Source organism: Turicibacter sp. H121, assembly GCF_001543345.1.
Classification (GTDB): Bacteria; Bacillota_I; Bacilli_A; order MOL361; family Turicibacteraceae; genus Turicibacter; species Turicibacter bilis.
In genome coordinates, this window is record NZ_CP013476.1 from 1,142,265 (window position 1) to 1,164,935 (window position 22,671).

The following is a 22,671-nucleotide window of genomic DNA, read 5'->3' on the forward strand; positions in this document are numbered from 1 at the left end:
TCATCCTTTACTTTGGAAAATTAATTAAAAACTGATTAACTGTTTCTTCTAACTTTGTTTCAAAATCGTTCATGAATGTTAAATGCCCAACTTTTCGATTGGCTCGCATCTCCTCTTTCCCATAAAGGTGAAGCTTTGCATCTGAAAATTCAGGTTTTGTCCACATATTTAACGTATATTCGACATGTTGACCAAGTAAATTCACCATGATTGCTGGCTGAATTAAGGTTGGCTTGATGAGCGGTAACCCACAAACTGCACGAATATGTTGTTCAAATTGTGATACATTGCATGCATCGATGGTGTAATGTCCTGAGTTATGTGGTCGTGGTGCTAGTTCGTTGATGATAATGTCATCTTCGACAACAAACATTTCAATCGCTAATGTTCCGACAAAATCTAATTTTTCAATTAATGTTGCTGCAACTTCTTCTGCTTTTTTTGCTAAATTAGCATCAATTCTTGCAGGAACGATACTTAAATGAAGAATATGATTTTGATGAATGTTTTCAACAACTGGGAACGTTTCAACTTGATGGTTTGTTCCTCGAGTAACGATGACTGAAATTTCTTTTGTAAATGGTACAAATCCTTCTAAAATACAGTTTTGGTTTTCTACAACAGAATGAACATTTTCTAAATCAGAATCTGATTTTAATGTCCATTGGCCTTTTCCGTCATACCCACCACTTACTGTTTTTAAGATACTAGGATATCCAATCTTTTTAATAGCATTTTTTAAGTCATTAAAGTTATCTACTTTTTCAAATGGTGCTGTTTTAAAACCACAGTTATTAATTGATGTTTTTTCAATGTAGCGATGTTGTGTAATTGCAAGTGGTCGATATCCTTGTGGAATATAACCAGCTGATGCTAATTTTTCCACGACATGACTATCGATATTTTCAAATTCGTAAGTGACAACGTCGCTTACGGCTAATAATTGTGTTAAAGCTTCTTCACTGTCATAAGGTGCATTAATTTCTAGGTCTGCTACTTGTGCAAGTGGTCCCAAAGCAGCAGGCTCTAATACTGCTACTTTGTATCCCATTTGCTTTGCTGATATGGCCATCATGCGTCCAAGCTGACCGCCACCAATGATTCCGATTGTTGAAGGAGGTAAGATAAGATTAGTCATTAAGATCACTATCCTTTAACACGGTATCTGTCATCATTTGTCGGTACTCATCAAGTTTTGTTGCTATAGTGTCGTAAGATGTACTTAACATTGAAGCGGCAAGTAATCCTGCGTTTTTAGCCCCTGCTTTTCCGATAGCAACTGTTGCAACTGGAATTCCTCCTGGCATTTGAACGATTGACAAAAGTGAATCCATTCCATTTAATGCTCTGGATTGAACTGGAACACCAATGACTGGAAGGGTTGTTTTTGCTGCAACCATTCCAGGTAAATGAGCGGCTCCACCAGCTCCAGCAACGATAACCTTAATTCCTCGCTCACGAGCAAGTTCAGCATATTCGAACATTTTATCTGGTGTCCGATGTGCTGACACCACATTTGCTTCATATGAGATTTGCAACTCATCTAAAATTGCCATTGTTTCTTGCATCGTTTCTAAGTCAGATTTACTTCCCATGATGATTCCGACTAATGGTTTTTCTGAGATTTCATAAATTCTCTCCACGATCGTGTCCTCCCCTATATTTATCTTTTCTATCCTTATAATATATAAAACTAAGGTGACAATTAAGCACACGTAACCCTAAAGGGGAACTAACGACTATGCAAAATTAAATTTTACAAGTCACCGTAAAAGTCAAAATTCGTTGTCATTGATACTACTTTTGTATCAGAGTACAATGAAGAGACTTTATAGATTGTCACTCAAAGCTAGATTGTGTAAAAGACTAACGGCGAAGTTTTTAGAATAATCCTACACATTCACCTTCTGGTGTTACATCCATTTTTAATGCAGCTGGTTGTTTTGGAAGTCCTGGCATTGTTAAAACATTTCCTGTTAAGCAAACGATAAACCCTGCTCCAGCTGAGATACGGATTTCACGAATAGTGATATCAAAATCTGTTGGACGGCCTAATACTTTTGGATCATCACTTAAAGATACTGGCGTTTTTGCCATACATACTAAGAAGTCTTCATATCCTAATTCTTTGATAGTTTCAAGTTGAGCTTGTGCTTGTTCTGTATAAATAACATCACGCGCCCCGTATACTTTTTGAGCAATTGTTAAGATTTTATCTTCTAATTTATCTTCACGGTTATATAAATGACCGAATGTTTGATTATTGTTTTCAATTAATTCAATCACGCGGTTCGCTAATTCTTTTGCTCCTGCTCCACCGTTTAACCAAACATTTGCGATTTCACATGGATGATTGTTATCTTCACACCATGTTTTTAAGAAATTAAGTTCTGCTTCTGTATCATGTGTGAATTGGTTAATTGCCACGACGTAAGGTAAATTAAATTGTTGAATTGAATCAATGTGTTTCGCTAAGTTTTCAACACCTTTTGCTAATGCTTCAACGTTCTCTTCTTTTAAGTTATCGTACTCAACTCCACCATGCATTTTTAACGCGCGGATTGTTGCAACAATAACAACACAATCAGGGTTTAATTTTCCTTCACGACATTTAATATTTAAGAATTTCTCTGCTCCTAAATCTGCTCCAAATCCTGCTTCAGTCACCACATATTCTCCAAGTTTTAAGGCTGTTTTTGTTGCGATGATTGAGTTACATCCATGAGCAATATTCGCAAATGGGCCACCATGTACGATAGCTGGTGTATGTTCACATGTTTGAACTAAGTTTGGTTTAAGTGCATCTTTTAATAGCATCGTGATTGCACCTTGGATTTTTAAGTCTTTAACAAAGACCGGTTGATCCTCAGGTGTGTATGCCACGATAATGTTTCCGATACGTTGTTTTAAGTCTTCAAGGCTTGTTGCTAAGCAAAGAATTGCCATGATTTCAGAAGCAACTGTAATGTTGAATCCATCTTTACGTTCGATTCCATTAACATGCGAACCTTGTCCAATCGTAATGTCGCGTAAGGTACGATCATTTAAATCTAAACAACGTTTGAAGACGATTTTTGTTGGATCAACGTTACATTCATTTCCTTGGTAGATGTGATTATCAAGTAAGGCACAGATCGCATTGTTCGCTGTTGTGATTGCATGAATATCTCCTGTGAAATGTAAGTTTAAATCCTCCATTGGTAGAACTTGTGAGTACCCTCCACCAGCTGCTCCACCTTTAAGTCCCATAACTGGGCCAAGTGACGGTTCGCGTAAAGCAATCACCGATTGTTTTCCAACGTGGTAGAAACCTTGTCCTAACCCAACTGTCATCGTTGTTTTTCCTTCACCTGCTTTAGTTGGACTAATTGCCGTAACTAAGATCAACTTTCCATTTTCTTTTTCACTGTTCATGACACTTAAGTCAATTTTTGCTTTATATTTACCGTAGCACTCAATCTCGTCTGAGATATTTAATTGCTCTGCAATTTCAGTAATTGGTTTTAATTCAATTTCTTTAGCAATTTGTAAATCATTTTTCATTAAGATCGCTCCTTTTTTATATCCTCATTGATTCTCTACTAAGTATTCTGTTTAGAGTGATTACTCGGGATACACTATACCATGATATAACGTTTGAAGCATAAATAAAAGGCACCTTTAGAACAGTGACTAAAGGTGCCAATAATATTCTGTAAAGTTATGGAAGTACTTTTTGGTTAAATTGAGCCTAATTTTATACTTTTCATCTCATTTTAACGGTTAATGTACCCCATTGTACTTAACTGATCTTATTTGTGCAACCTTCATAGTCCCTATATTTACGGCAAGGGGTAGAAACTTTCGAACCTTATTATCGATGATATATGAATGTTGTGATTTTCATTTGACTTGTTTCATTTGTGAAAAAACTTGTAAAAAAAACATATGCGCTAGTAAAAACACTTAACTCATACGTTTAACTTTTTTATCACAAATATGAAATTGTAGGCATAAAAATGTCGCAAATTGCTTCTTCTCTTGTTGAATATCCATGCGCTTCATTTTGATGTCCTCCTACAAAATTAACCATTTAATTTCAAAATATTTACAATTGAATTATAAACTAACCAAATCCAAATATCAACAACATTTGTAAATTTTGGATAAATTTAATTTAAAATATAAACTATATTCTTATTTATGAAAATTGAATTTAAAATATAACATTCTTATTTTATTTTTTGAGGAATCTTAAATATTGTCGTATTTTTTGGTGTTGCAACCTTTTATGAGTTATGCTATCATGTTTACAACTAAAAACGGGCTAATTCATATTCTCTCTTGAATCATATGCCCTTTAAGGACAGAAAATAACTATAATTATAACTAGAGGAGGACTCGCCATGAACTTATTAAACGGTAAAGTGGTTTCTACAGGATTAACATTTGATGATGTTTTATTAATCCCTCAACGTAGTGAAGTATTACCAAAGGATGTATGCTTAAAAACAAAATTAACACGTGGAATCGAATTAAATATTCCAATCATTTCATCTGCAATGGACACAGTAACTGAATCACGCTTAGCTATTGCGCTTGCTCATCAAGGTGGAGTTGGATTTATTCATAAAAATATGTCAATTGAGGAACAAGCTGAAGAAGTTCGTCGTGTTAAATTATATCAAAATGGTATGATTTCAGATCCTGTTACATTATCAGGAGATATCACTATTGCTGAAGCAAACGATAAATGCAAACACTATAAAGTATCTGGATTCCCAGTTGTTGATGAAAATGGTGTGTTAACTGGAATTATCACTAACCGTGATATGAAATACCGCGTTGATCAAAGTGTAAAAGTTTGTGATGTTATGACTGGACGCGATAAGTTAATCACTGCTCCTGTAGGAATCACATTAGATGAAGCAAAAGAAATCTTAATGCAACACCGTATTGAAAAACTTCCTATCATCAATGAAGAAGGTGTATTATGCGGATTAATTACAATCAAAGATATTGATAAAACAATGTCATATCCAAATAGTTGTAAAGATACTCAAGGGCGTTTACGTTGTGGAGCTGCCGTTGGAATTGGTGCAGATACACTAGCTCGCGTGACTGCTTTAGTTGAAGCAGGTGTTGACGTCATCACAGTTGACTCAGCTCACGGGCACTCTTTAGGTGTTATTAATACAGTTCGTCAGATTAAGGAAACATTCCCAGAATTACAAGTTATCGGTGGAAACATTGTTACTCCAGAAGCAGCAAAAGATTTAATCGATGCTGGAGCTGATGCAGTTAAAGTTGGTATCGGACCAGGTTCTATCTGTACAACTCGTGTTGTTGCTGGTGTAGGTGTTCCTCAAATTACAGCGGTTAATGATGTCTATGAATACTGTAAAACAGTTGGTGTTCCAGTTATTGCTGACGGTGGATTAAAATTAAGTGGAGACTTTGTTAAAGCAATTGCTGCTGGGGCTGATTGCGCAATGTTCGGTGGTTTATTCGCTGGATGTGAAGAAGCTCCAGGTGAAGAAATTTTATTTAATGGACGCCGTTACAAAACTTACGTTGGAATGGGATCTTTAGCTGCCATGAAACGTGGTTCAAGTGATCGTTACTTCCAAGGAAAACAACAAGAAGCTAAAAAATTAGTTCCTGAAGGAATTGAAGCCCGCGTCCCTTACAAAGGAAAATTAGAAGATGTCATCTATCAATTATGTGGCGGTTTACGTGCCGGAATGGGTTACTGTGGAACAGCTACAATTGAAGACTTAAAAACAAACGGTAAATTTGTACGTATTACAAATGCAGGTCTTCGTGAATCTCATCCACATGATGTTGAAATCACTCAAGAAGCTCCAAACTACCAAAAATAATAAAAAAGTGTAACTTCGGTTACACTTTTTTATTTGAGTTTAAATTTAATTTACCTAAATTTTATCATAAAATTTGATGAAATTTGATAAGGAATAGGTGACTTCAAAACCATGAATTATATTTCGCCATGTATGTATAAATCAATTAATAGTATCCTTCATACGAATGGATAATAACATAAATAATTTTTAGCTATCCTCTAAAATAATATCCTTGAATATAATATTGACTTAACTTAATTATTATCATCCTTATCCACAGATCACAAAAAAACTTTACACTGAGTACCGGTTGGTATCAATAAATTTATTATGAACAAGATTTTGTAACACAGCTAAAATAAAAAAGATACTTATTTACTCAATTGTGGATAAGTATCTTTTTTGTTTTCAAATTAACCTTCTAAGTATTTACCTAAGAATGATGTTGCGATTTTAGCACTGTTAATATCTAATTCATTAACTAATTCATCTTCTTCAGTTCCTACTAAAATAACTGCTCCTAAACTATCTCCATTTGAGATAATTGGAATCATTACGAATGAACGCTCAGTTGTTTCACCATCAACAATTTCTAAAACTTCTTTTCCTTCAGCGATTTTAGATGTACGGTTTTCAATCATGTCGCTTAATGGACGGCTAACACGACGGTTTAAATATTGTTTTTTAATTTCTCCAGAAGCTGCAATAATATCTTCACGGTCTACAATTAAAATACCTTTTTTAGTAGATGCTTGCATTGCATCAGCGTATTGTTGTGCAAATGCAGAAATGTCAGCGATTGGAGAATATTTTTTTAATACAACCTCTCCTGATTGATTAACGAAAATTTCTAAAGAATCCCCTTCGCGAATACGCATCGTTCTACGAATTTCTTTCGGGATTACAACACGACCTAAGTCATCTATACGACGAACAACTCCAGTAGCTTTCATCTTTCTCAAAACCTCACTTTCAAATTATCTAACATTAGTTTTTATGTTTTTTAATAAATTATACCTTTTTTACATCTTTTTTGAATCTTTCGAAATTTTTAAATAAATCTAATGCATATTCGAACCATTGTAACCTTTTAACAACTGGTAAATCAAAAATAATATTTATTCGATTATCCTTATACGCCAGACGAATCATAGAACCGATCTTGTGAACAGCTTCAAATAATTTCTGTCCATCAATATCTTGTGTAATTTCTTCCTTTAATATGAATTCTATCGTATTTTTAGTCGATTTTGTTTTTTCAATATATGGTTCGGTTATATTCTTTAAAAAGGTCAGGTCAATTAAATATTTAACATCATCAGGGAAATCACCAAAACGGTCAATTAATTCATCGATAACGTCTTTATATTCTTCATCATTAGTAACTTTTTTAATTTTTTGATAAATTTCAATTTTTGTCGATTCATCACTGATATAAAAATCAGGTATGTACGCATCAACTTTCGTCGGAAAGTCAAATTCTAATTTTGGTAATTCAAATGAAGCGACTTCAAAATTGCTACCTTCTCTTGCGTGAACTACTGCTTCACTTAACAATTGGGTATATAAATCCAGTCCAACTGTATCTATAAATCCATATTGTTGTGCTCCTAACATATCTCCAGCTCCACGTATTGCTAAGTCACGCATGGCAATCTTGAATCCTGAACCAAGTTCAGTAAATTCTTTAATTGTTTGTAGCCTTTTTTCAGCATTTTCAGTTAATACTTTATTTCTAGGATACATGCAGTAAGCATAAGCAATACGATCACTTCTCCCGACGCGACCTCTTAGCTGATATAGTTGTGATAAGCCTAATCGATACGAATCTGAGATAATCAGAGTGTTCGCATTTGGTATATCAATCCCTGTTTCAATAATAGTGGTACAAACTAAGACATTAAATTTCTTTTCTTCGAAATCCGCCATCGTTTGTTCAAGTTGTTCTTTACTCATTTGTCCATGAGCATATTCAACCACTGCATCCGGCACTAACTTTTGTATTCTTGCCGCTCTTTTCTCTATATCTGATACTCTATTATATAAATAGAATACTTGTCCATCCCTAGCCAATTCACGTTCGATTGCATCACGAATTACTCCATCATGTTCTTCCAGTACATAAGTTTGTACCGGATAGCGATTCATTGGTGGAGTCTCAATCAATGATAAACTTCGAATACCAATCATCGACATTTGTAATGTCCTTGGAATTGGTGTTGCAGTAAGCGTTAAGACGTCAACTTCAGTTTTAAACTCTTTGATTTTCTCTTTATGTTCAACCCCGAAGCGTTGTTCTTCATCGATAATTAAAAGTCCTAAATCTTTAAAGATTACATCTTTTGATAAAATTCGATGCGTTCCGACAACGATATTTATTTTACCACTTTTTATATTTGTTAGCAATTCCTGTTGTTCTTTTATTGACACATAACGATTAAGTAATCCAATTTTTACATCAAAATCCTTAAAACGTGCCACAAATGACTCATAATGTTGCTTAGAAAGGATTGTTGTTGGTGCTAAATAGGCAACTTGCTTCCCATCCTGGACTGCTTTAAATGCAGCGCGCATCGCTACTTCCGTCTTTCCGTATCCAACATCTCCGATTAATAAACGATCCATTGGATGTGGCGCTTCCATATCTTCTTTAATCTCAGCCACAGCCCTTAGCTGATCATCTGTTTCAACATATGGGAAGGCATTTTCAAACGCATGTTGCTCAATCGTGTCTTTTGAGAATGCGTAACCAGGTAAATGCTCGCGTTTAGCATAAATTTTGATTAGTTTATCTGCAATATCTTTAACCGTCTTCTTAACTTTTGCCTTCGTTTTCTCCCATTCCGATGTTCCTAGCTTATGGATTTTGGGTTTTGCACCCTCTGATCCTACATATTTTTGAACCATCTCAATTTTGTCGATTGGAACATATAGTTTATCGCCTCCACGATAAGCAATCATTAAGAAATCTTTACGAGCTCCATTTGTTTCTAATGTCTCAATCCCAATATACTGTCCAATTCCATGTTGAACATGAACCACATAGTCTCCGAGTTTGAGTTCATTATAGTCTTTAATCTTCTTACCTTCTTTAAAATTACTTTTATAAGCTGTTTGTTTTTTTCGTTTTGTATGAACCTCATAATCCGTATAAACAACAATATTCGGTTCTAACAGTTCAAAACCTAATGGTAATCGCTCATAGACAAGATGGATCGAACCTTCTCTAATTTCATCGATTGTGGTTGGGAATGCAACAGTCACTCCTGATTCTTCTAAATAATTGGCTAAGTTATTACGTGCCTCGACACTTGAAACTGTGACAAAGACTGTAACCCCATTTTCTTTGAGTCGTTTACACTCTTTCGCAAAAAATTCAAGTTGTCCATGAAACTCAGTAACACTCTTAGTCATTAGCTTAACGTGTTCTGTCAATTTGATTTCTTGTAATGAACTCGTATGTTCAAGTAAAAATAGCTGTCTAGAGACTTTCGTTTGAGTAATTGGATGATATAAATTTAAATCAACGACTGTTTTTCCGTTTTCGATAGCTCCTTCTTGCCAGGCTAATGCATCTTCATTCATATGCTCTTGATTCTCTAAAATACGATTGTAATCAATATAGATTACCAATGGATCATCGAAATAAGATAGCAATGTATCTGGTTTTTCATACAATAATGAAATATATTTATGCATGACCTCTAAATCTTGATGATTTTTAATCTTTTCTATATCACCATAGATTCTAGCATATAAATTATCACGTGTTTCCCCTTCAACAAGTGGTGCCGTTTTTGTTAAGCGTTCTTTAATATTTTTTTCAAAACGCTCAACTTGCTCGTCTGAATAAACAAGTTCAAATGTTGGAACGAGAGCTGCCTTTTCAACTTTATTAATCGAACGTTGAGTTTCTGTTGAAAAATAACGAATTGTATCAATTTCATCATCAAAGAATTCAATACGAATTGGATTCTCTTCTGTCATCGGAAAAACATCTAAGATTCCGCCTCGAACACTAAATTCACCCATATGCTCAACAGCACGAACCGATTGATAACCTAACTCAACTAATTTACGTTTTAGTTCATCAAGTTCGTAAGTTCCACCAACCTCTAATTGAATATCGGCTTGTTTAAAAATCTCTTTTGGTGTTAAGAATCGTGTCGCACCAGCAACATGTGTTACAACGATTTTATTTTGATTTTCAATTATTGAAGCTAGTGTATTCATTCGTTCGATACGTAACTCAGAACTTGAAGCAAGCATCTCAGCTGTTATAAATTCATCCATAGGAAAAAGACGGACCGAATTCATGTCCATCAAATCAATGAGTTGATCATACAAACGCTGAGCGTGATATAAATTTTGCATCATAATGATCATCGGTCGTTTTTTATTTTCGAAAATCATTTGTAATAATGGTGCATAAAAAGAAGTTGTAACCCCGCTTAATAAAACATTTTGATTATCCTTATCTAATGTATTCATCAAAGTTTGAAGTTGTTCAGACTTTGAAATATACTGATTCATCACATTCATTCAAACACCCACCTTCTGTGACAAGTCCTATTTACTATACTCAGTCATCACTTTATTAAATGATTCTGTTAATGCCATTTCACAAGCTTTTACTGATAAATCAATCGCCTGATTGACAAGTGCTAACTCATCTTCTGTAAATTTTCCTAACACATAATCCACTACTGGAATTTTGGGATGGCGATCGATTCCCACACGAATACGTTTAAATTCTTGTGTTTTAGTGTGTGCGATTAATGACTTAATTCCATTATGGCCACCTGCACTTCCTTTTAAACGCATTCGAATCTTTCCGTGTGGTAAATCTAAATCATCATAGATGACAATTAAATCTTCGATATCAACATCATAAAAATCCATAACTGAACGAACTGACTCTCCAGATAAGTTCATGAAAGTTGTTGGTTTCAATAATATAACCTTTTCACCTTTAACAACTCCACGCCCAATCTCACCTTTAAATTTTTTTTCTTCTGATAAATCAATATTCCATGATTTGCTTAATTCATCAATAACCATAAATCCAGCATTATGGCGTGTTCTTTCATATTTTGAACCTGGGTTTCCCAGACCTACAAACAATTTCATAAAATTTCACCTCATTCAGAGTTTAAATAACATATCCTATTTTACAGTAATCGCATACGTTTTACCAATATTTCTTCTAGTATTTGAGTGGTTTTCTTTTTAATGGAATACGTTTTAAAAAAAGAGACATTTCACTTTATTTTCTGCTAAATTAAACAGATTTATTGCAAGTAAATAAAAAAAAAGCGAAGCTAAATGTTAAGCTTCACTTTTTTGATTTTAAAATAATTAGAAATTGTATAAATCACGATTGTAAACGAATAAATCCGAAACTGGTTCGTCATTTAAGATATGTAAAATACCTTCCGCTAATAATTCACCAACTGATAATTGTGTAATTTTAGGGCTTCGTTTTTCTTCTGGCAGATTAATTGTATTTGTTGTGACTAATTCTTTGATTGCTGAGTTTTCGATACGCTCAACCGCAGGTCCTGAAAGAATTGGATGCGTACATGCTGCATAAACAGATAATGCTCCACGCTCTTTTAATGCATTTGCTGCAATTTGAATTGTTCCTGCTGTATCAATCATATCGTCAATGATGATGGCATGTTTACCTTCAACTTCACCGATTAATCCCATAACCTCTGCAACGTTTGGTTTTGGACGACGTTTATCGATAATAGCAATAGGTGCATTTAAGTACTCAGCTAATACACGAGCACGAGTTGCTCCTCCGTGATCTGGTGAAACAACAACGATATCTTCTAAGTTTTTATCAATGAAATATTTCGCAATAATTGGCATTGCACGGAAATCATCGATTGGAATATCGAAGAATCCTTGAATTTGTGTTGCGTGTAAATCCATCGTCATTACGCGTGTTGCTCCCGCTGCCTCAATTAAGTTAGCTACTAACTTAGCTGTAATTGGTTGACGAGCTTTTGCTTTACGATCTTGACGTGAATAACCATAGTAAGGCATGATCACGTTAATTGTTTTCGCTGATGCACGTTTAAGTGCATCGATCATTACTAAAAGTTCCATTAAATTTTCATTAACTGGATTATGTGTTGGCTGAACAACGAATACATGGTGTCCACGAACAGTTTCGTTAATGTTAACTTGTACTTCTCCATCGGCAAATCGGTTAACTGTTAAATCAGATAATGGTACTCCGATACGATCTGCAATTTCTTGCGCTAATGGTCGATTAGCATTTAAACTAAAAATTTTAAACTTCTTACGATTAATTTCTGCCATGATGATTTAACCTCCTAGAATAAACACACTTCAGACAGTATTTTACACAATTTCTTATTTTTTTTCAATTATTTCAGTAAATGTTTAAGACATATTACCAATTTTTAAATTTTTTACTATTTTTGACGAATAACTTTTGCATATCCTTCTTTATTTTCCTGTTTTGAACGAGCAATAGCTAAAGCATCTTCTGGTACATTTTTAGTAATTGTTGATCCCGCTGCTAAATAAGCATTCGGTTCCACTGTAACTGGCGCTACTAAGTTGACATTACATCCAACCATGGTATTTGCACCAATGACTGTTTTATGTTTGTTCTTTCCATCGTAATTAACAGTAATTGATCCACAACCCATATTGACATTTTCACCAAGTTCAGCATCTCCAATATAACTTAAGTGTGCTGATTTTGCTCCATCTTTAAACACAGATTTTTTAATTTCTACGAAATTTCCAATACGAGCTTTATTTCCGATTTCAGCATGCATGCGAATATGTGCGAATGGTCCTACTGTTGTCGAAGCTCCAATTATTGAATCAGAGATAACTGACGCGTTAATTGTCGTATGCTCTCCAATTGTTGAATTAATAATTTGAGAATTCGCTCCAATAACTACATTGTTGGCGATAATAGATGGACCTGTAATCATCGTTCCTGGATAGATAATAACATCTTGTCCAATTTGTACATCTGTTCCGATATATGTTGCTTCAGGATCAATGATTGTCACTCCATTGCGCATATGGAATTCATTGATGCGTTTACGTAATACTTTTTCAGCATAAGCTAATTGAACACGATCATTAACACCTAATGTTTCTTCAAAATCTTCATTCACATACGCGACTACTTTCAATCCCATATCACGAATGATTCCAACTAGGTCTGTTAAATAGTATTCCCCTTGTGAGTTATTATTTGTGATTTTTGTTAAAGCTTCAAATAATACTTTATTATCATAGCAGCAAACACCTGTATTAATTTCTTTTACAAGCAATTCTTCGGTATTTGCGTCTTTTTGTTCAACAATACGTAACACATTTCCTTCTTCATCACGAATGATACGTCCATATCCTGTCGGATTATCAGTGCACGCCGTTAAAATAGTAATAGCTGCTTTTTGTGATTGATGATAGTCAAATAAATTAGAGATTGTTTGTTCTGTTAAAAGTGGAACATCTCCATAGGTAACAATCGTTACTCCATCTAATCCTTCTAATAATTCTTTCGTCATCATGACCGCATGACCAGTTCCTAATTGTTCAGTTTGCATCGCATATTCAACACGATCTTGTAATTCAGCACGAACTGATTCAGCTTCATAACCAATAACAGTTACAATTTTATCTACCCCAATTTTTTCTAAATTTGTAACTGCATGGTCAACCATCGATTTCCCTAATACTTGATGTAGCACCTTATGTAAACTCGACTTCATACGAGTTCCTTTTCCTGCCGCTAATACAACCGCATACTTGTTCATAACAATCCTCCGTTATTTTGTCTTATTTCTTTTAGTATAGCATACTTCAACCTTTCATCAAATTTAATTTTTATGAGATGTCCTTGAGCAAGACTGACATTTCACTTTTTCTCTTCAAGATACAAATAAAAGAAGCTGACACCCTAAAGGATGGCAGCTTCTTACTTGATGCCTTTTCGTGAAGTTTATTATATTTATCATAAATCGATTATTTAATCGTGTTTAATCTAGATTAATTAAACTCCCCTAATTTTAAAAATGACTATTCTGCTTCTTCGTAAGCTTTAATGACAAATTGCTCTAACTCTTTACGTGTATCATGATTGATTGGATGTGCAATGTCTTTAAACTCCCCTGTTGATGTTTTACGACTTGGCATTGCTACAAATAAGTGTTCATCCCCTTGAATGACACGTAAGTCATGAATGACAAAACAATCGTCTAAAGTAATAGATGCGATAGCTTTCATTCTGTTGTCTGTCTCTACTTTACGAATTCTTACATCTGTAATATTCATTCTTTCTCATCCTCCTAAGTTGTCCTGATCTCACATTTAATATACCATTTTTTGTAAGCACTTTTATGTCATTTTTGTGTTCTCTGTCATTTTTTACAATTATATACATTTTTTTGTTAGAATTCAAGAGATTTATGTTGTTTACTCGAATTTACTACTTTTAGATAAATAAAAAAGTACCTTAATCAACTCTAGGATTAAGATACTTCTAATGGTTACCCAATTAATCGAACTGCATGAACTTCATGCTCTCTAAAACATCCATTAATACTGTTTATAATTCGTCGTAATTTATACTCTTTACGTACTAGCGCAAAAACTGTCGGTCCGCTACCGCTCATTAATACAGCATCTGCTCCAAACTGGACAAGTTTATTTTTAATCTCAGCAACCACTGGATAACGTTCTAATGTGACTTCTTCAAGTGAATTTCCTAAGCGATCACAAATTCCTTGATAGTCTTTATTGTCAATACACTTTAACATTCCCTCAATATCTAAATGCTCAACTTGGTTAGCGTCTAACGCTTCATAAATTTCTTTGGTTGATACGCCAATTCGTGGCTTGATTAAAATGACCCAACATTTTGGGGGAGATGGAATTGGTTGAATGATTTCCCCGCGTCCTGTTGCTAGCGCTGTTCCTCCATAAACACAAAACGGTACATCTGACCCTAGCTGTGCCCCTAGTTCAGCCAATTCGTCTATTGTACAATCTACTTTCCAAAGCTCTTTTAATGCTTTTAGTGTTGCGGCAGCATTACTACTTCCACCTGCTAATCCTGCTGCAACTGGAATTCGCTTTTTAATATAGATTTCAACACCTTTATCAATATTAAAATGTTGCTTAAAAAGTTTGGCGGCTTGATACGCCAAGTTTTTTTCATTAAGTGGCATTGTGAACTCATTTGATTTAATTACAATTTCATTCTTTTCAAGGGGAGTGACCGTAATATAGTCTGCTAAGTCGACAGTTGTCATAATCATTTCAACTTCATGATAATTATCTTTACGTTTATAGAGCGTATCGAGTGCTAAATTTATTTTTGCTGGAGCTTTAATTGTTATCATAGCCATTCCTCCAATCAGTATGACTTTATTTTATCATATGACTTTATTTAATTATACAAAAAAAGTAGTAAACAATGTTGACTACTTTTTTTAATATTAATTAAACTTTAATTCAACTGATCCAGTTAAAACATCAATATAGCTATAAGAAACACGATCAACTGAATCGCGTTCGCTATCTAAATCAATTACAAAAATAGAAGGATACGTATTAGATAAAACACCTGTATGCTCAACCACACGGTTACGACTTTCATAGGCAGTAAGCTTTACTTCCTTACCTACTTGTTCACTTAACTCTTGACGAATATTAACAATATTATTAGCCAAAACATCACGCCCTTTCTATTATAAAGCATACCACAAAAAGAAAAAATTTTCAATATTATTATGTGCTAAACACTTGAAATTATGCATTAACAATGATAAAATTAAATATTTTTACAATTTTCTGATACCATAACGAAGGGTTCCCTTCGTTTGAAGCCCTCCAATACCAGCAATTTTCGCAATAGTTTTCTCAATCGCTTCTCGTAAATCAACTTGTTCTTCATACGGAGTTAACGCGATTGTTGCAGCAATAATCGCCGGATCCAGTGCATGAATATTAATTCGTTTAGGAGATGACGCGAAATTTGCACCTGAACCAATCAATGCTTCAAAATGTGATTGGCAAGCGCCCGCAATGACAATTAAATAGTCCAAGGAAGGCTCTATCTCACGTAAAGCATTAACCGTTTCAACAAAATATTTAGAACTTCGATAAGAATTTAAATCGTCTTCGTGTTCTTTATCTTCTAACGCATCATGACCAGTAATCACCACGATATTCGGTCTTAATCTCTTGACCAATTCCGGGACTTTAGTCTTCATCTCTTTTTCTGGAACGGCAAAAGCTTGGGCATAAACTTTTGCATATTTATATAACTTTATACTCTTCTGGAGATACTCTTCATCTCCATCAATATGTAAGATTCGTCCACTAATATAAAAATCACCATTATCATAACTACGCATTTGATTCATAACAGGTGGTAAGATTGTCCGATATTGATCAAATTCGACTTGTTCAGCCCGTTGATATTCTTCACGTGAAATGATTTCTAAATCACTAATCGGAGCATCAGCGGTCAGTCTAAAAAAGATCCCTTTCAAATAAGCTGTATCACCTACTATTTCTTCAATTCGGAACATTGTATCAGAGTTATACGAACGTCGTCCAACAATATCTCCTACTTTGACTTCCTGACTCATCCTCATCACCTCACGTTATTATATGCAATCCCTAAAAAATCGGTACATAAAAAAAGAGGGCCTTCTTATGATAGAAGACCTTCTTTTTATTACTTATTTAAATGTTGATAAAATGCATTTGATAATTTCGCAAATTCTTCGATTGATAATGATTCTCCACGACGATTTGGTAAGATACCAGCTTCTTCTAAAACAGCTGTGACCTCTTCCTTCGTTAAATCTGCGAAGTGTTGATTTAAGTTATTTTGTAATGTTTTACGACGTTGTTTGAAAGCTCCGTGAACCACTTCCATAAAGAAGTCTTCGTTAATCACTTCAACCGCTGGTTGCTCACGTCTTGTTAAACGAACAACTGCACTGTCGACATTTGGTGCTGGAATAAAGACTGTTTTTGGAACTGTTAAAGCTATTTTTGCTTCTGTATAGTATTGAACCGCAATTGACAATGCATTATAGTCTTTTGATCCTGGTTTTGCAGATAAGCGTTCCGCTACTTCTTTTTGCATCATCGTCACATAACGATCGATTGGTAATTTCTTCTCAATTAATCCCATTAAAATTGGCGTTGTAATATAATATGGTAAATTTGCAACAACTGCAATTTCTTTTACATCTTTGAATTCCTCTTCAATCATAGAAGCCACATCAGCTTTTAAAATATCTTGATGAATCACCTTTACATTATCATAAGGGGCTAATGTTTCAGCTAAGATTGGAATTAAGCGAGGATCAATCTCATAAGCGACAACTTTTTTCGCTTTACGAGCAATGAATTCTGTTAACGCCCCAATACCAGGACCGATTTCGATGACTCCAACTTCATCTGTTAAATCAGCCGCATTCACGATTTTATTTAAAATGTTAGTATCCGTTAAAAAGTTTTGTCCGAAACTCTTTTTAAAAGTAAATCCATGTCTTTCAATGATTTCTTTTGTGTTCGACTTTGTTGCAATATCTCTCATATATTAAATAGCTCCTTTATTTTAAACAATTCTAGTTTGAGTCAGTTAAGACATCTACAACTTGTTGTTTCGTAATCCCAAACATCATTAGACGTTTTTGAAGTTGTTTACCATTCACATAGCCAATCCCTAAGGCTTCACTCAGCTTCTCACGAATCTTTGCACTATTTGGATGACCGATGAGTCCAAAATCAAATAAGAACTGTGTTTCAATTTCCTCAATGACCGCTTCTTTTGGTGTCACTAAATTACCTAATGCCGCTTTAATCGCCTCATCACTCGCATGTTCAACACCAACCCCACTTCCATTTTTAGCAATGGCATCAACTTTTTGTAAATAAGCATGTTTACAATTTGGAACAGCCTGCATAACGGTCTGGCGAATTTTATTTCCCGGAAAATCAGGATCAGTAAAAACAATAATTCCACGACTCATTTGAAGTGTTGTAATTTGCTCTAATATTTTCTCATTAATGGCTGAGCCATTCGTTTCTAACGTCTCAATTTCAGGATAGACTTCTTTTAGACGTCGGGTATCGTCGCGACCTTCTACGACAATAACTTCTTTAAACATATTTTTTTCCTCAATTTCTTTTATAAAATTTTATTGAACATTCTCATGTAATAATTCTAGAATTCTTTGTTTCGCTTCCCCATCTGGACTTAATCGAATTAAATCTAATGGGAAATAAACTTTATGTTCTTGTTTTGGTTTGACCGCAATAATTCCTTTAATGATGGTTGATACTTCAGAGATTTCTTGAATTGAGCCATCACGCATCAATAATTCAATACAGTCTGGTAAACAATTCGTTTTATGTCCATAGTAATCGTATGGTGTTTTGACGCTATGATCAGTTAATAAATAATAGTCTGGATTAATACCTAATTCAATCATATATTCTTTCACTTGCTTTAGCTTTTCATTAGTTTCATCATTTGGTGTATAGTGCACCTCTTTTAATAATCGACGATTAATAAAACGATCGGCTAAATCACGTAAAATCTCATCTTCCTCATCGGTAAATAAAGAGGCATAATAACTAATTGTTGAATCATCAAATTTTAAATATGTTTCAACTGAAGGCTCTTCCTCTAAAAATAAATCTTTTAGTGCCTCCAGTGGACGTTTAAATTCATAGCCAGAAAAAATCAATTCACGAACACGACGAAGCATATTTTGAATAACTAAGTCAAAACTTCGACCGGTTGAGTGTAAATAGACCTGCCAGTACATCTGATAACGACTCATTAAATAATCTTCAATCGCATGCATTCCTGACACTTTGTACACAATTTTATTATTAACAACACGCATCGTTCTTAGAATTCGCTCAACATCAATTTCTCCATACGGAGCCCCCGTAAAATAAGCATCACGAAGTAAATAATCTAAGCGATCAGCATCTAATTGACTTGAGATAATACTAATAATTAATGGATTCGGATATGTTTTATTAATCACATCTCGAACTTTCGTAGCAAATCCTTTTTGATAGGCTTCTAATACTCGATTCACTTCCGTGTTTTCCATAATAATGCGTTCTGTAAATAGCTCATGGCGTACACTAAAAACAGATTCAAATGAATGTGAAAAAGGACCATGACCTAAATCATGAAGTAACGCAGCTGATAAAACTAGTAAACGTTCATCTTCACTTAATATCGTTCCACGATGCATTAATGCTCGAATAATTTTTCGTGCCATTTCATACACACCTAATGAATGTGAAAAACGGCTATGTTCTGCCGTATGGAAAACCATATACGTTCCACCCAACTGTTTAATACGGCGTAATCGTTGCACCTCTTTTGTTTGAATTAAATCCCAAATTAATTGATCATAAACATGAACATATCCATATACCGGATCTCTAAATACTTTTTCTTCTAACTTTGTCATTCGCATCACCATCTATATACCATCATTATTTTTAAAAATAATGCAAAAATCTTGATTTCTTACATTATAAGTATACCACATTCTTGACAGACTTGAACTAACATGACAAAACGTTTCCTAAATATTAAAAATAATCTATACCTTTTTGAAATAATATCATATAAATATGTTATAATACCAATATGATAACGTTTTTAAAGGGCGTGGTTCTATGTGTTTGAAAACAAGAGATTACTTCATTAATGATCAAGAGTCTTTCTTAAAGCATCATCAACTTTTTTCCATGATGATTTGTGAAATCTATGACCTTCTCACCCTTCATCAACCTGAACCTTTAAGCATTGAGCAAATTTTTCAACAATTAACCCCTTTTCTAAAAGCTCGCATTCGATTTGTGATAAAAAACGAACCACAGGCGCTAATCTTATTTAAAAATGAACTCGATATAGTTTCCTATATGGCTAATTTACTAGCTAATAAAACATTTAAAATCCATCACTTTGGAAATGAATACTATTATCTTGGTGAATCATAATTAATTAATCATATTTTTATCTTTTACTACTTTTATGCACTTAACACAAAAAAGGACAAGAAAGTCGATTATTTTGACTCCTTGTCCTTTTCTTATTCTTTATTTTCCTAAGAATTCTTTTACTTTTTGGATTAACTCATCTTCATTTTCCGCTAAAATTGGCTTATTATTAACGAAAACAAAAGAACGATCACGACCTGGTCCACAATATGACTGGCATCCTTGATAAATTTTCGCTTTTGGGTCAATCGCTTTTAAGCGTGGTAATAATGTATTTAAATTTGTTGCTTTACATTTATCACAAACGCGGAACTCATTTGGTTCTGCAAATAAATCATCTAAATTAAACATCGATTACACCTTCCCTTTTCTAAAATTTTTGAAGTGTATCTCTATAAAAGTTTATAAAAAAATGAGCTTTCTGTCAATGAAAACACAAAGCTCATCTCTCTCTCATTTATTTAAAAAATAACTTTATTTCTATAATAATGTTTGGTTAGCCGTGATGATTGCTGTTCCGTAAACATCTTCTGGAGAACATCCACGCGATAAATCATTAACTGGTTTATTTAATCCAGCTAAGATTGGTCCTACTGCTTCAAATCCACCTAAACGTTGAGCAATTTTATATCCGATGTTTCCTGAGTTTAAATCAGGGAATACGAATACATTGGCTTGTCCTGCTACTTTAGAATCTTTAACTTTTGTTTTTGCTACTGCTGGAACAAAGGCAGCATCAAATTGTAACTCTCCATCATAATCGAAATCTAATTCCATTCCGTTTAAGATTTCCATTGCTTCTGTTACTTTTTTAGTTTCTTCAGTTTTAGCTGAACCTTTTGTTGAGAAGCTTAATAAGGCAACTTTTGGTTCAATATCAAACATACGTGCAACACGTGCTGATTCAATGGCGAATTCTGCTAAATCACTGCTTGATGGGTTTGGATTGATCGCGCAGTCAGCAAAGATATAACGCTCATCTCCACGTAACATAGCAAAGTATCCGAATGTTTTAGAGATTCCCGGTTTTGTTTTAATAATTTGTAAGGCTGGACGTACCGTGTCTCCAGTTGAGTGAATAGCACCTGAAACTAAACCTGCGGCTAATCCCATGTGTACTAACATCGTTCCGAAGTAGTTCACGTTTAAGACTAATTCACGTGCTTGCTCTTCAGTTACTTTTCCTTTACGAACAGCAACTAATTCAGTAACCATTTCATCTAATTTGTCATAATGTTTTGGATCAATAATTTCGCATCCTTCTAGTGAATAGGTTCCAGCAGCAGCTTGTACTTCCTCAATTGATCCAATTAAAATTGGTTTTAACATGTTTTCGCGTGCTAACAAACTAGCGGCTTGAACAACGCGTGGTTCGTTACCTTCTGGGAAAACGATGCGAATATTTTTTCCAATGATTTGGTTTTTTAAACTTGTCATGATATCCATTGAATTTACCACCTTTAATGTTTTTGTTACTTTTATTGTACTCTTTTTTCCATAAAAATAAAAGGTTAATACCTTTTATTTTTTTAAATAATTTATTCATGTTTCGTCAATGTCGACCATATGATGAAACGAGAGGTGATTATCATGGGAGTTGTTCAAGCAACCCAAAAAGATATTGAGTTACTTGCCCGACTCATGCGTGCTGAAGCCGAAAGCGATGGAAATATGGGAATGTTACTTGTCGGTAATGTTTGTGTCAATCGTGTCTTAGCTAATTGTCACGATTTTAAAAACATTAATACCATTCAGCAAATGGTCTTTCAATCTCCTGGGGGATTTGAAGCCGTACAATTCGATTACTTCTATCAACGCGCGAGAGATAATGAAATTAGGCTAGCGCGAAGGGTCATTAATGGAGAGCGATTTGAACCTGCGACAACGGCATTATGGTTCTACGATCCTTTCCAACCAAGTTGTCCGCCTCAGTTTTGGGGACAATGGAATTCAGGTCGATATGGAGATCACTGCTTCTATATCCCACTTGAATCCGAACACTGTTATGACTAATTGTAATTTGAAAGGAGAGACATTATGAATTATTATTACTCTTATCCTTATGGGGGACCTTTTCCAAATCCAAGTGATCCATACTGGAGATATCAACAAGCAAATCCAATGGGAGGAAGTTACTCTAATGTAAACCCAAATACAGTGGAACCACCATTTCCAGCAGGGGCCCCAATTACACCACAAACGCCAACTGAACCTGGACAAGGAATAACTGGACCATCAGTAAGTGGTGTAACATTTGGAGGATTTGAAGTTCCAGTAGGAAATGTGATCTCAATGGCACAAGGTAGCAGTTACGTAAGTAATATTCTAAGACTTAATCGTGGGAAGTTAGCTACCGTTTATATGACATTCAGTGGTAATGATGCAGCAACTGCTCGACGTACTTTTGTCGGAATTATTGAAGCGGCAGGACGCGACCATATCGTTTTAAGTGATCCAAACACAGGTCATCGTTTCATTTTATTAACTGTTTATTTAGATTATGTTGAATTCCCAGAAGAAATCAACTACTATTATCCACTCGATAATACACTTAATATGGTGGATCCTGACTTATTTGAAAAATTCCCTTCTTTAGGGGCACTTTATAACTATCAAAAACAACAAGACGAACTTTATAAGCAAAAGTATCCATACTATAACCAACTTCCTGAAAGCTTTACTCACCAACAAATTCAACAATCAAATAACTATATGCCTCAACCACCTTATGGTAATTCAGAACAATTTTAAGCAAAAAAGCATCTCTACA

The 22,671-nt window shown here is 34.4% G+C and carries 21 protein-coding genes and 1 riboswitch; of the genes, 4 read left to right on the forward strand and 17 right to left on the reverse strand.

The window, feature by feature from the left end:
- Nucleotides 1-7 precede the first annotated feature (7 nt).
- The 3 genes from purK to AT726_RS05570 form a co-directional block, all read right to left on the reverse strand.
- Nucleotides 8-1,138 carry a 5-(carboxyamino)imidazole ribonucleotide synthase gene (purK, locus tag AT726_RS05560; protein ID WP_068759206.1) on the reverse strand — a complete coding sequence of 377 codons (1,131 nt, stop codon included), beginning with the start codon at nucleotides 1,136-1,138 and terminating at the stop codon, nucleotides 8-10.
- A complete protein-coding gene (gene purE, locus AT726_RS05565; RefSeq protein ID WP_212723735.1) occupies nucleotides 1,131-1,625 on the reverse strand; it encodes a 5-(carboxyamino)imidazole ribonucleotide mutase in 495 nt (164 codons plus the stop codon). The genes purK and purE overlap by 8 nt, the downstream gene beginning before the upstream one ends.
- 256 nt (nucleotides 1,626-1,881) lie before the next feature.
- Entirely contained in the window at nucleotides 1,882-3,543 is a 1,662-nt protein-coding gene (locus tag AT726_RS05570; protein WP_068759207.1) for a formate--tetrahydrofolate ligase, read from the reverse strand.
- Nucleotides 3,544-3,789: 246 nt separating this feature from the next.
- A riboswitch (purine riboswitch) is annotated at nucleotides 3,790-3,890 on the reverse strand.
- Nucleotides 3,891-4,385: 495 nt separating this feature from the next.
- Between AT726_RS05570 and guaB the strand changes: the two genes are divergently transcribed.
- Nucleotides 4,386-5,861 carry an IMP dehydrogenase gene (guaB, locus tag AT726_RS05575; RefSeq protein WP_055242952.1) on the forward strand — a complete coding sequence of 492 codons (1,476 nt, stop codon included), beginning with the start codon at nucleotides 4,386-4,388 and terminating at the stop codon, nucleotides 5,859-5,861.
- Nucleotides 5,862-6,256: 395 nt separating this feature from the next.
- Here guaB and AT726_RS05580 read toward each other — a convergent pair whose 3' ends face one another.
- The 12 genes from AT726_RS05580 to AT726_RS05635 form a co-directional block, all read right to left on the reverse strand.
- A complete protein-coding gene (locus tag AT726_RS05580) occupies nucleotides 6,257-6,796 on the reverse strand; it encodes a stage V sporulation T C-terminal domain-containing protein (RefSeq protein WP_055242950.1) in 540 nt (179 codons plus the stop codon).
- A gap of 58 nt (nucleotides 6,797-6,854) precedes the next feature.
- The gene (mfd, locus tag AT726_RS05585) at nucleotides 6,855-10,385 is read right to left on the reverse strand and encodes a transcription-repair coupling factor (RefSeq protein ID WP_055242948.1); all 3,531 of its coding nucleotides are present in this window, start codon (nucleotides 10,383-10,385) and stop codon (nucleotides 6,855-6,857) included.
- 27 nt (nucleotides 10,386-10,412) lie between these two features.
- Entirely contained in the window at nucleotides 10,413-10,973 is a 561-nt protein-coding gene (gene pth / locus AT726_RS05590; RefSeq protein ID WP_068759208.1) for an aminoacyl-tRNA hydrolase, read from the reverse strand.
- 228 nt (nucleotides 10,974-11,201) lie between these two features.
- Nucleotides 11,202-12,176: a ribose-phosphate diphosphokinase gene (locus AT726_RS05595; protein ID WP_055242944.1), complete on the reverse strand. Its 975-nt coding sequence runs from the start codon at nucleotides 12,174-12,176 to the stop codon at nucleotides 11,202-11,204.
- Nucleotides 12,177-12,292: 116 nt separating this feature from the next.
- Complete coding sequence (gene glmU, locus AT726_RS05600; RefSeq protein ID WP_055242943.1) at nucleotides 12,293-13,660, reverse strand: bifunctional UDP-N-acetylglucosamine diphosphorylase/glucosamine-1-phosphate N-acetyltransferase GlmU; 1,368 nt, start codon at nucleotides 13,658-13,660, stop codon at nucleotides 12,293-12,295.
- A 262-nt stretch (nucleotides 13,661-13,922) separates the two neighbouring features.
- A complete protein-coding gene (gene spoVG / locus AT726_RS05605; RefSeq protein WP_055242941.1) occupies nucleotides 13,923-14,177 on the reverse strand; it encodes a septation regulator SpoVG in 255 nt (84 codons plus the stop codon).
- Nucleotides 14,178-14,392: 215 nt separating this feature from the next.
- Nucleotides 14,393-15,247, reverse strand: coding sequence for a 4-(cytidine 5'-diphospho)-2-C-methyl-D-erythritol kinase (ispE, locus tag AT726_RS05610; protein ID WP_068759209.1), 855 nt, complete (start codon nucleotides 15,245-15,247; stop codon nucleotides 14,393-14,395).
- Between the two features lie 96 nt (nucleotides 15,248-15,343).
- Complete coding sequence (locus tag AT726_RS05615; RefSeq protein ID WP_055242938.1) at nucleotides 15,344-15,577, reverse strand: Veg family protein; 234 nt, start codon at nucleotides 15,575-15,577, stop codon at nucleotides 15,344-15,346.
- A gap of 111 nt (nucleotides 15,578-15,688) precedes the next feature.
- A complete protein-coding gene (gene yabG / locus AT726_RS05620; protein WP_055242936.1) occupies nucleotides 15,689-16,501 on the reverse strand; it encodes a sporulation peptidase YabG in 813 nt (270 codons plus the stop codon).
- An 89-nt stretch (nucleotides 16,502-16,590) separates the two neighbouring features.
- Nucleotides 16,591-17,463 (reverse strand): 16S rRNA (adenine(1518)-N(6)/adenine(1519)-N(6))-dimethyltransferase RsmA, encoded by an 873-nt coding sequence (gene rsmA, locus AT726_RS05625; RefSeq protein WP_055305917.1) that lies wholly within the window; start codon nucleotides 17,461-17,463, stop codon nucleotides 16,591-16,593.
- A gap of 31 nt (nucleotides 17,464-17,494) precedes the next feature.
- Nucleotides 17,495-18,037, reverse strand: a complete 543-nt coding sequence (gene rnmV, locus AT726_RS05630; RefSeq protein WP_055276683.1) for a ribonuclease M5 — start codon at nucleotides 18,035-18,037, stop codon at nucleotides 17,495-17,497.
- Nucleotides 18,038-18,067: 30 nt separating this feature from the next.
- A complete protein-coding gene (locus tag AT726_RS05635) occupies nucleotides 18,068-19,366 on the reverse strand; it encodes an HD domain-containing protein (protein WP_082411232.1) in 1,299 nt (432 codons plus the stop codon).
- 211 nt (nucleotides 19,367-19,577) lie between these two features.
- Here AT726_RS05635 and AT726_RS05640 point away from each other — a divergent pair, with 211 nt between their 5' ends.
- Nucleotides 19,578-19,901 (forward strand): hypothetical protein, encoded by a 324-nt coding sequence (locus tag AT726_RS05640; protein WP_055242929.1) that lies wholly within the window; start codon nucleotides 19,578-19,580, stop codon nucleotides 19,899-19,901.
- Nucleotides 19,902-20,000: 99 nt separating this feature from the next.
- On the opposite strand, the gene AT726_RS05645 is transcribed toward AT726_RS05640, so the two are convergent.
- Together AT726_RS05645 and pta are read right to left on the reverse strand one after the other, a co-directional pair.
- Entirely contained in the window at nucleotides 20,001-20,252 is a 252-nt protein-coding gene (locus AT726_RS05645) for a DUF1450 domain-containing protein (protein WP_055242928.1), read from the reverse strand.
- Between the two features lie 129 nt (nucleotides 20,253-20,381).
- A complete protein-coding gene (pta, locus tag AT726_RS05650) occupies nucleotides 20,382-21,347 on the reverse strand; it encodes a phosphate acetyltransferase (RefSeq protein WP_055242926.1) in 966 nt (321 codons plus the stop codon).
- Between the two features lie 120 nt (nucleotides 21,348-21,467).
- Between pta and AT726_RS05655 the strand changes: the two genes are divergently transcribed.
- Together AT726_RS05655 and gerQ are read left to right on the forward strand one after the other, a co-directional pair.
- Nucleotides 21,468-21,914, forward strand: a complete 447-nt coding sequence (locus AT726_RS05655; protein WP_269465081.1) for a cell wall hydrolase — start codon at nucleotides 21,468-21,470, stop codon at nucleotides 21,912-21,914.
- Between the two features lie 24 nt (nucleotides 21,915-21,938).
- Nucleotides 21,939-22,652, forward strand: coding sequence for a spore coat protein GerQ (gerQ, locus tag AT726_RS05660; protein WP_055276677.1), 714 nt, complete (start codon nucleotides 21,939-21,941; stop codon nucleotides 22,650-22,652).
- Nucleotides 22,653-22,671: the final 19 nt, after the last annotated feature.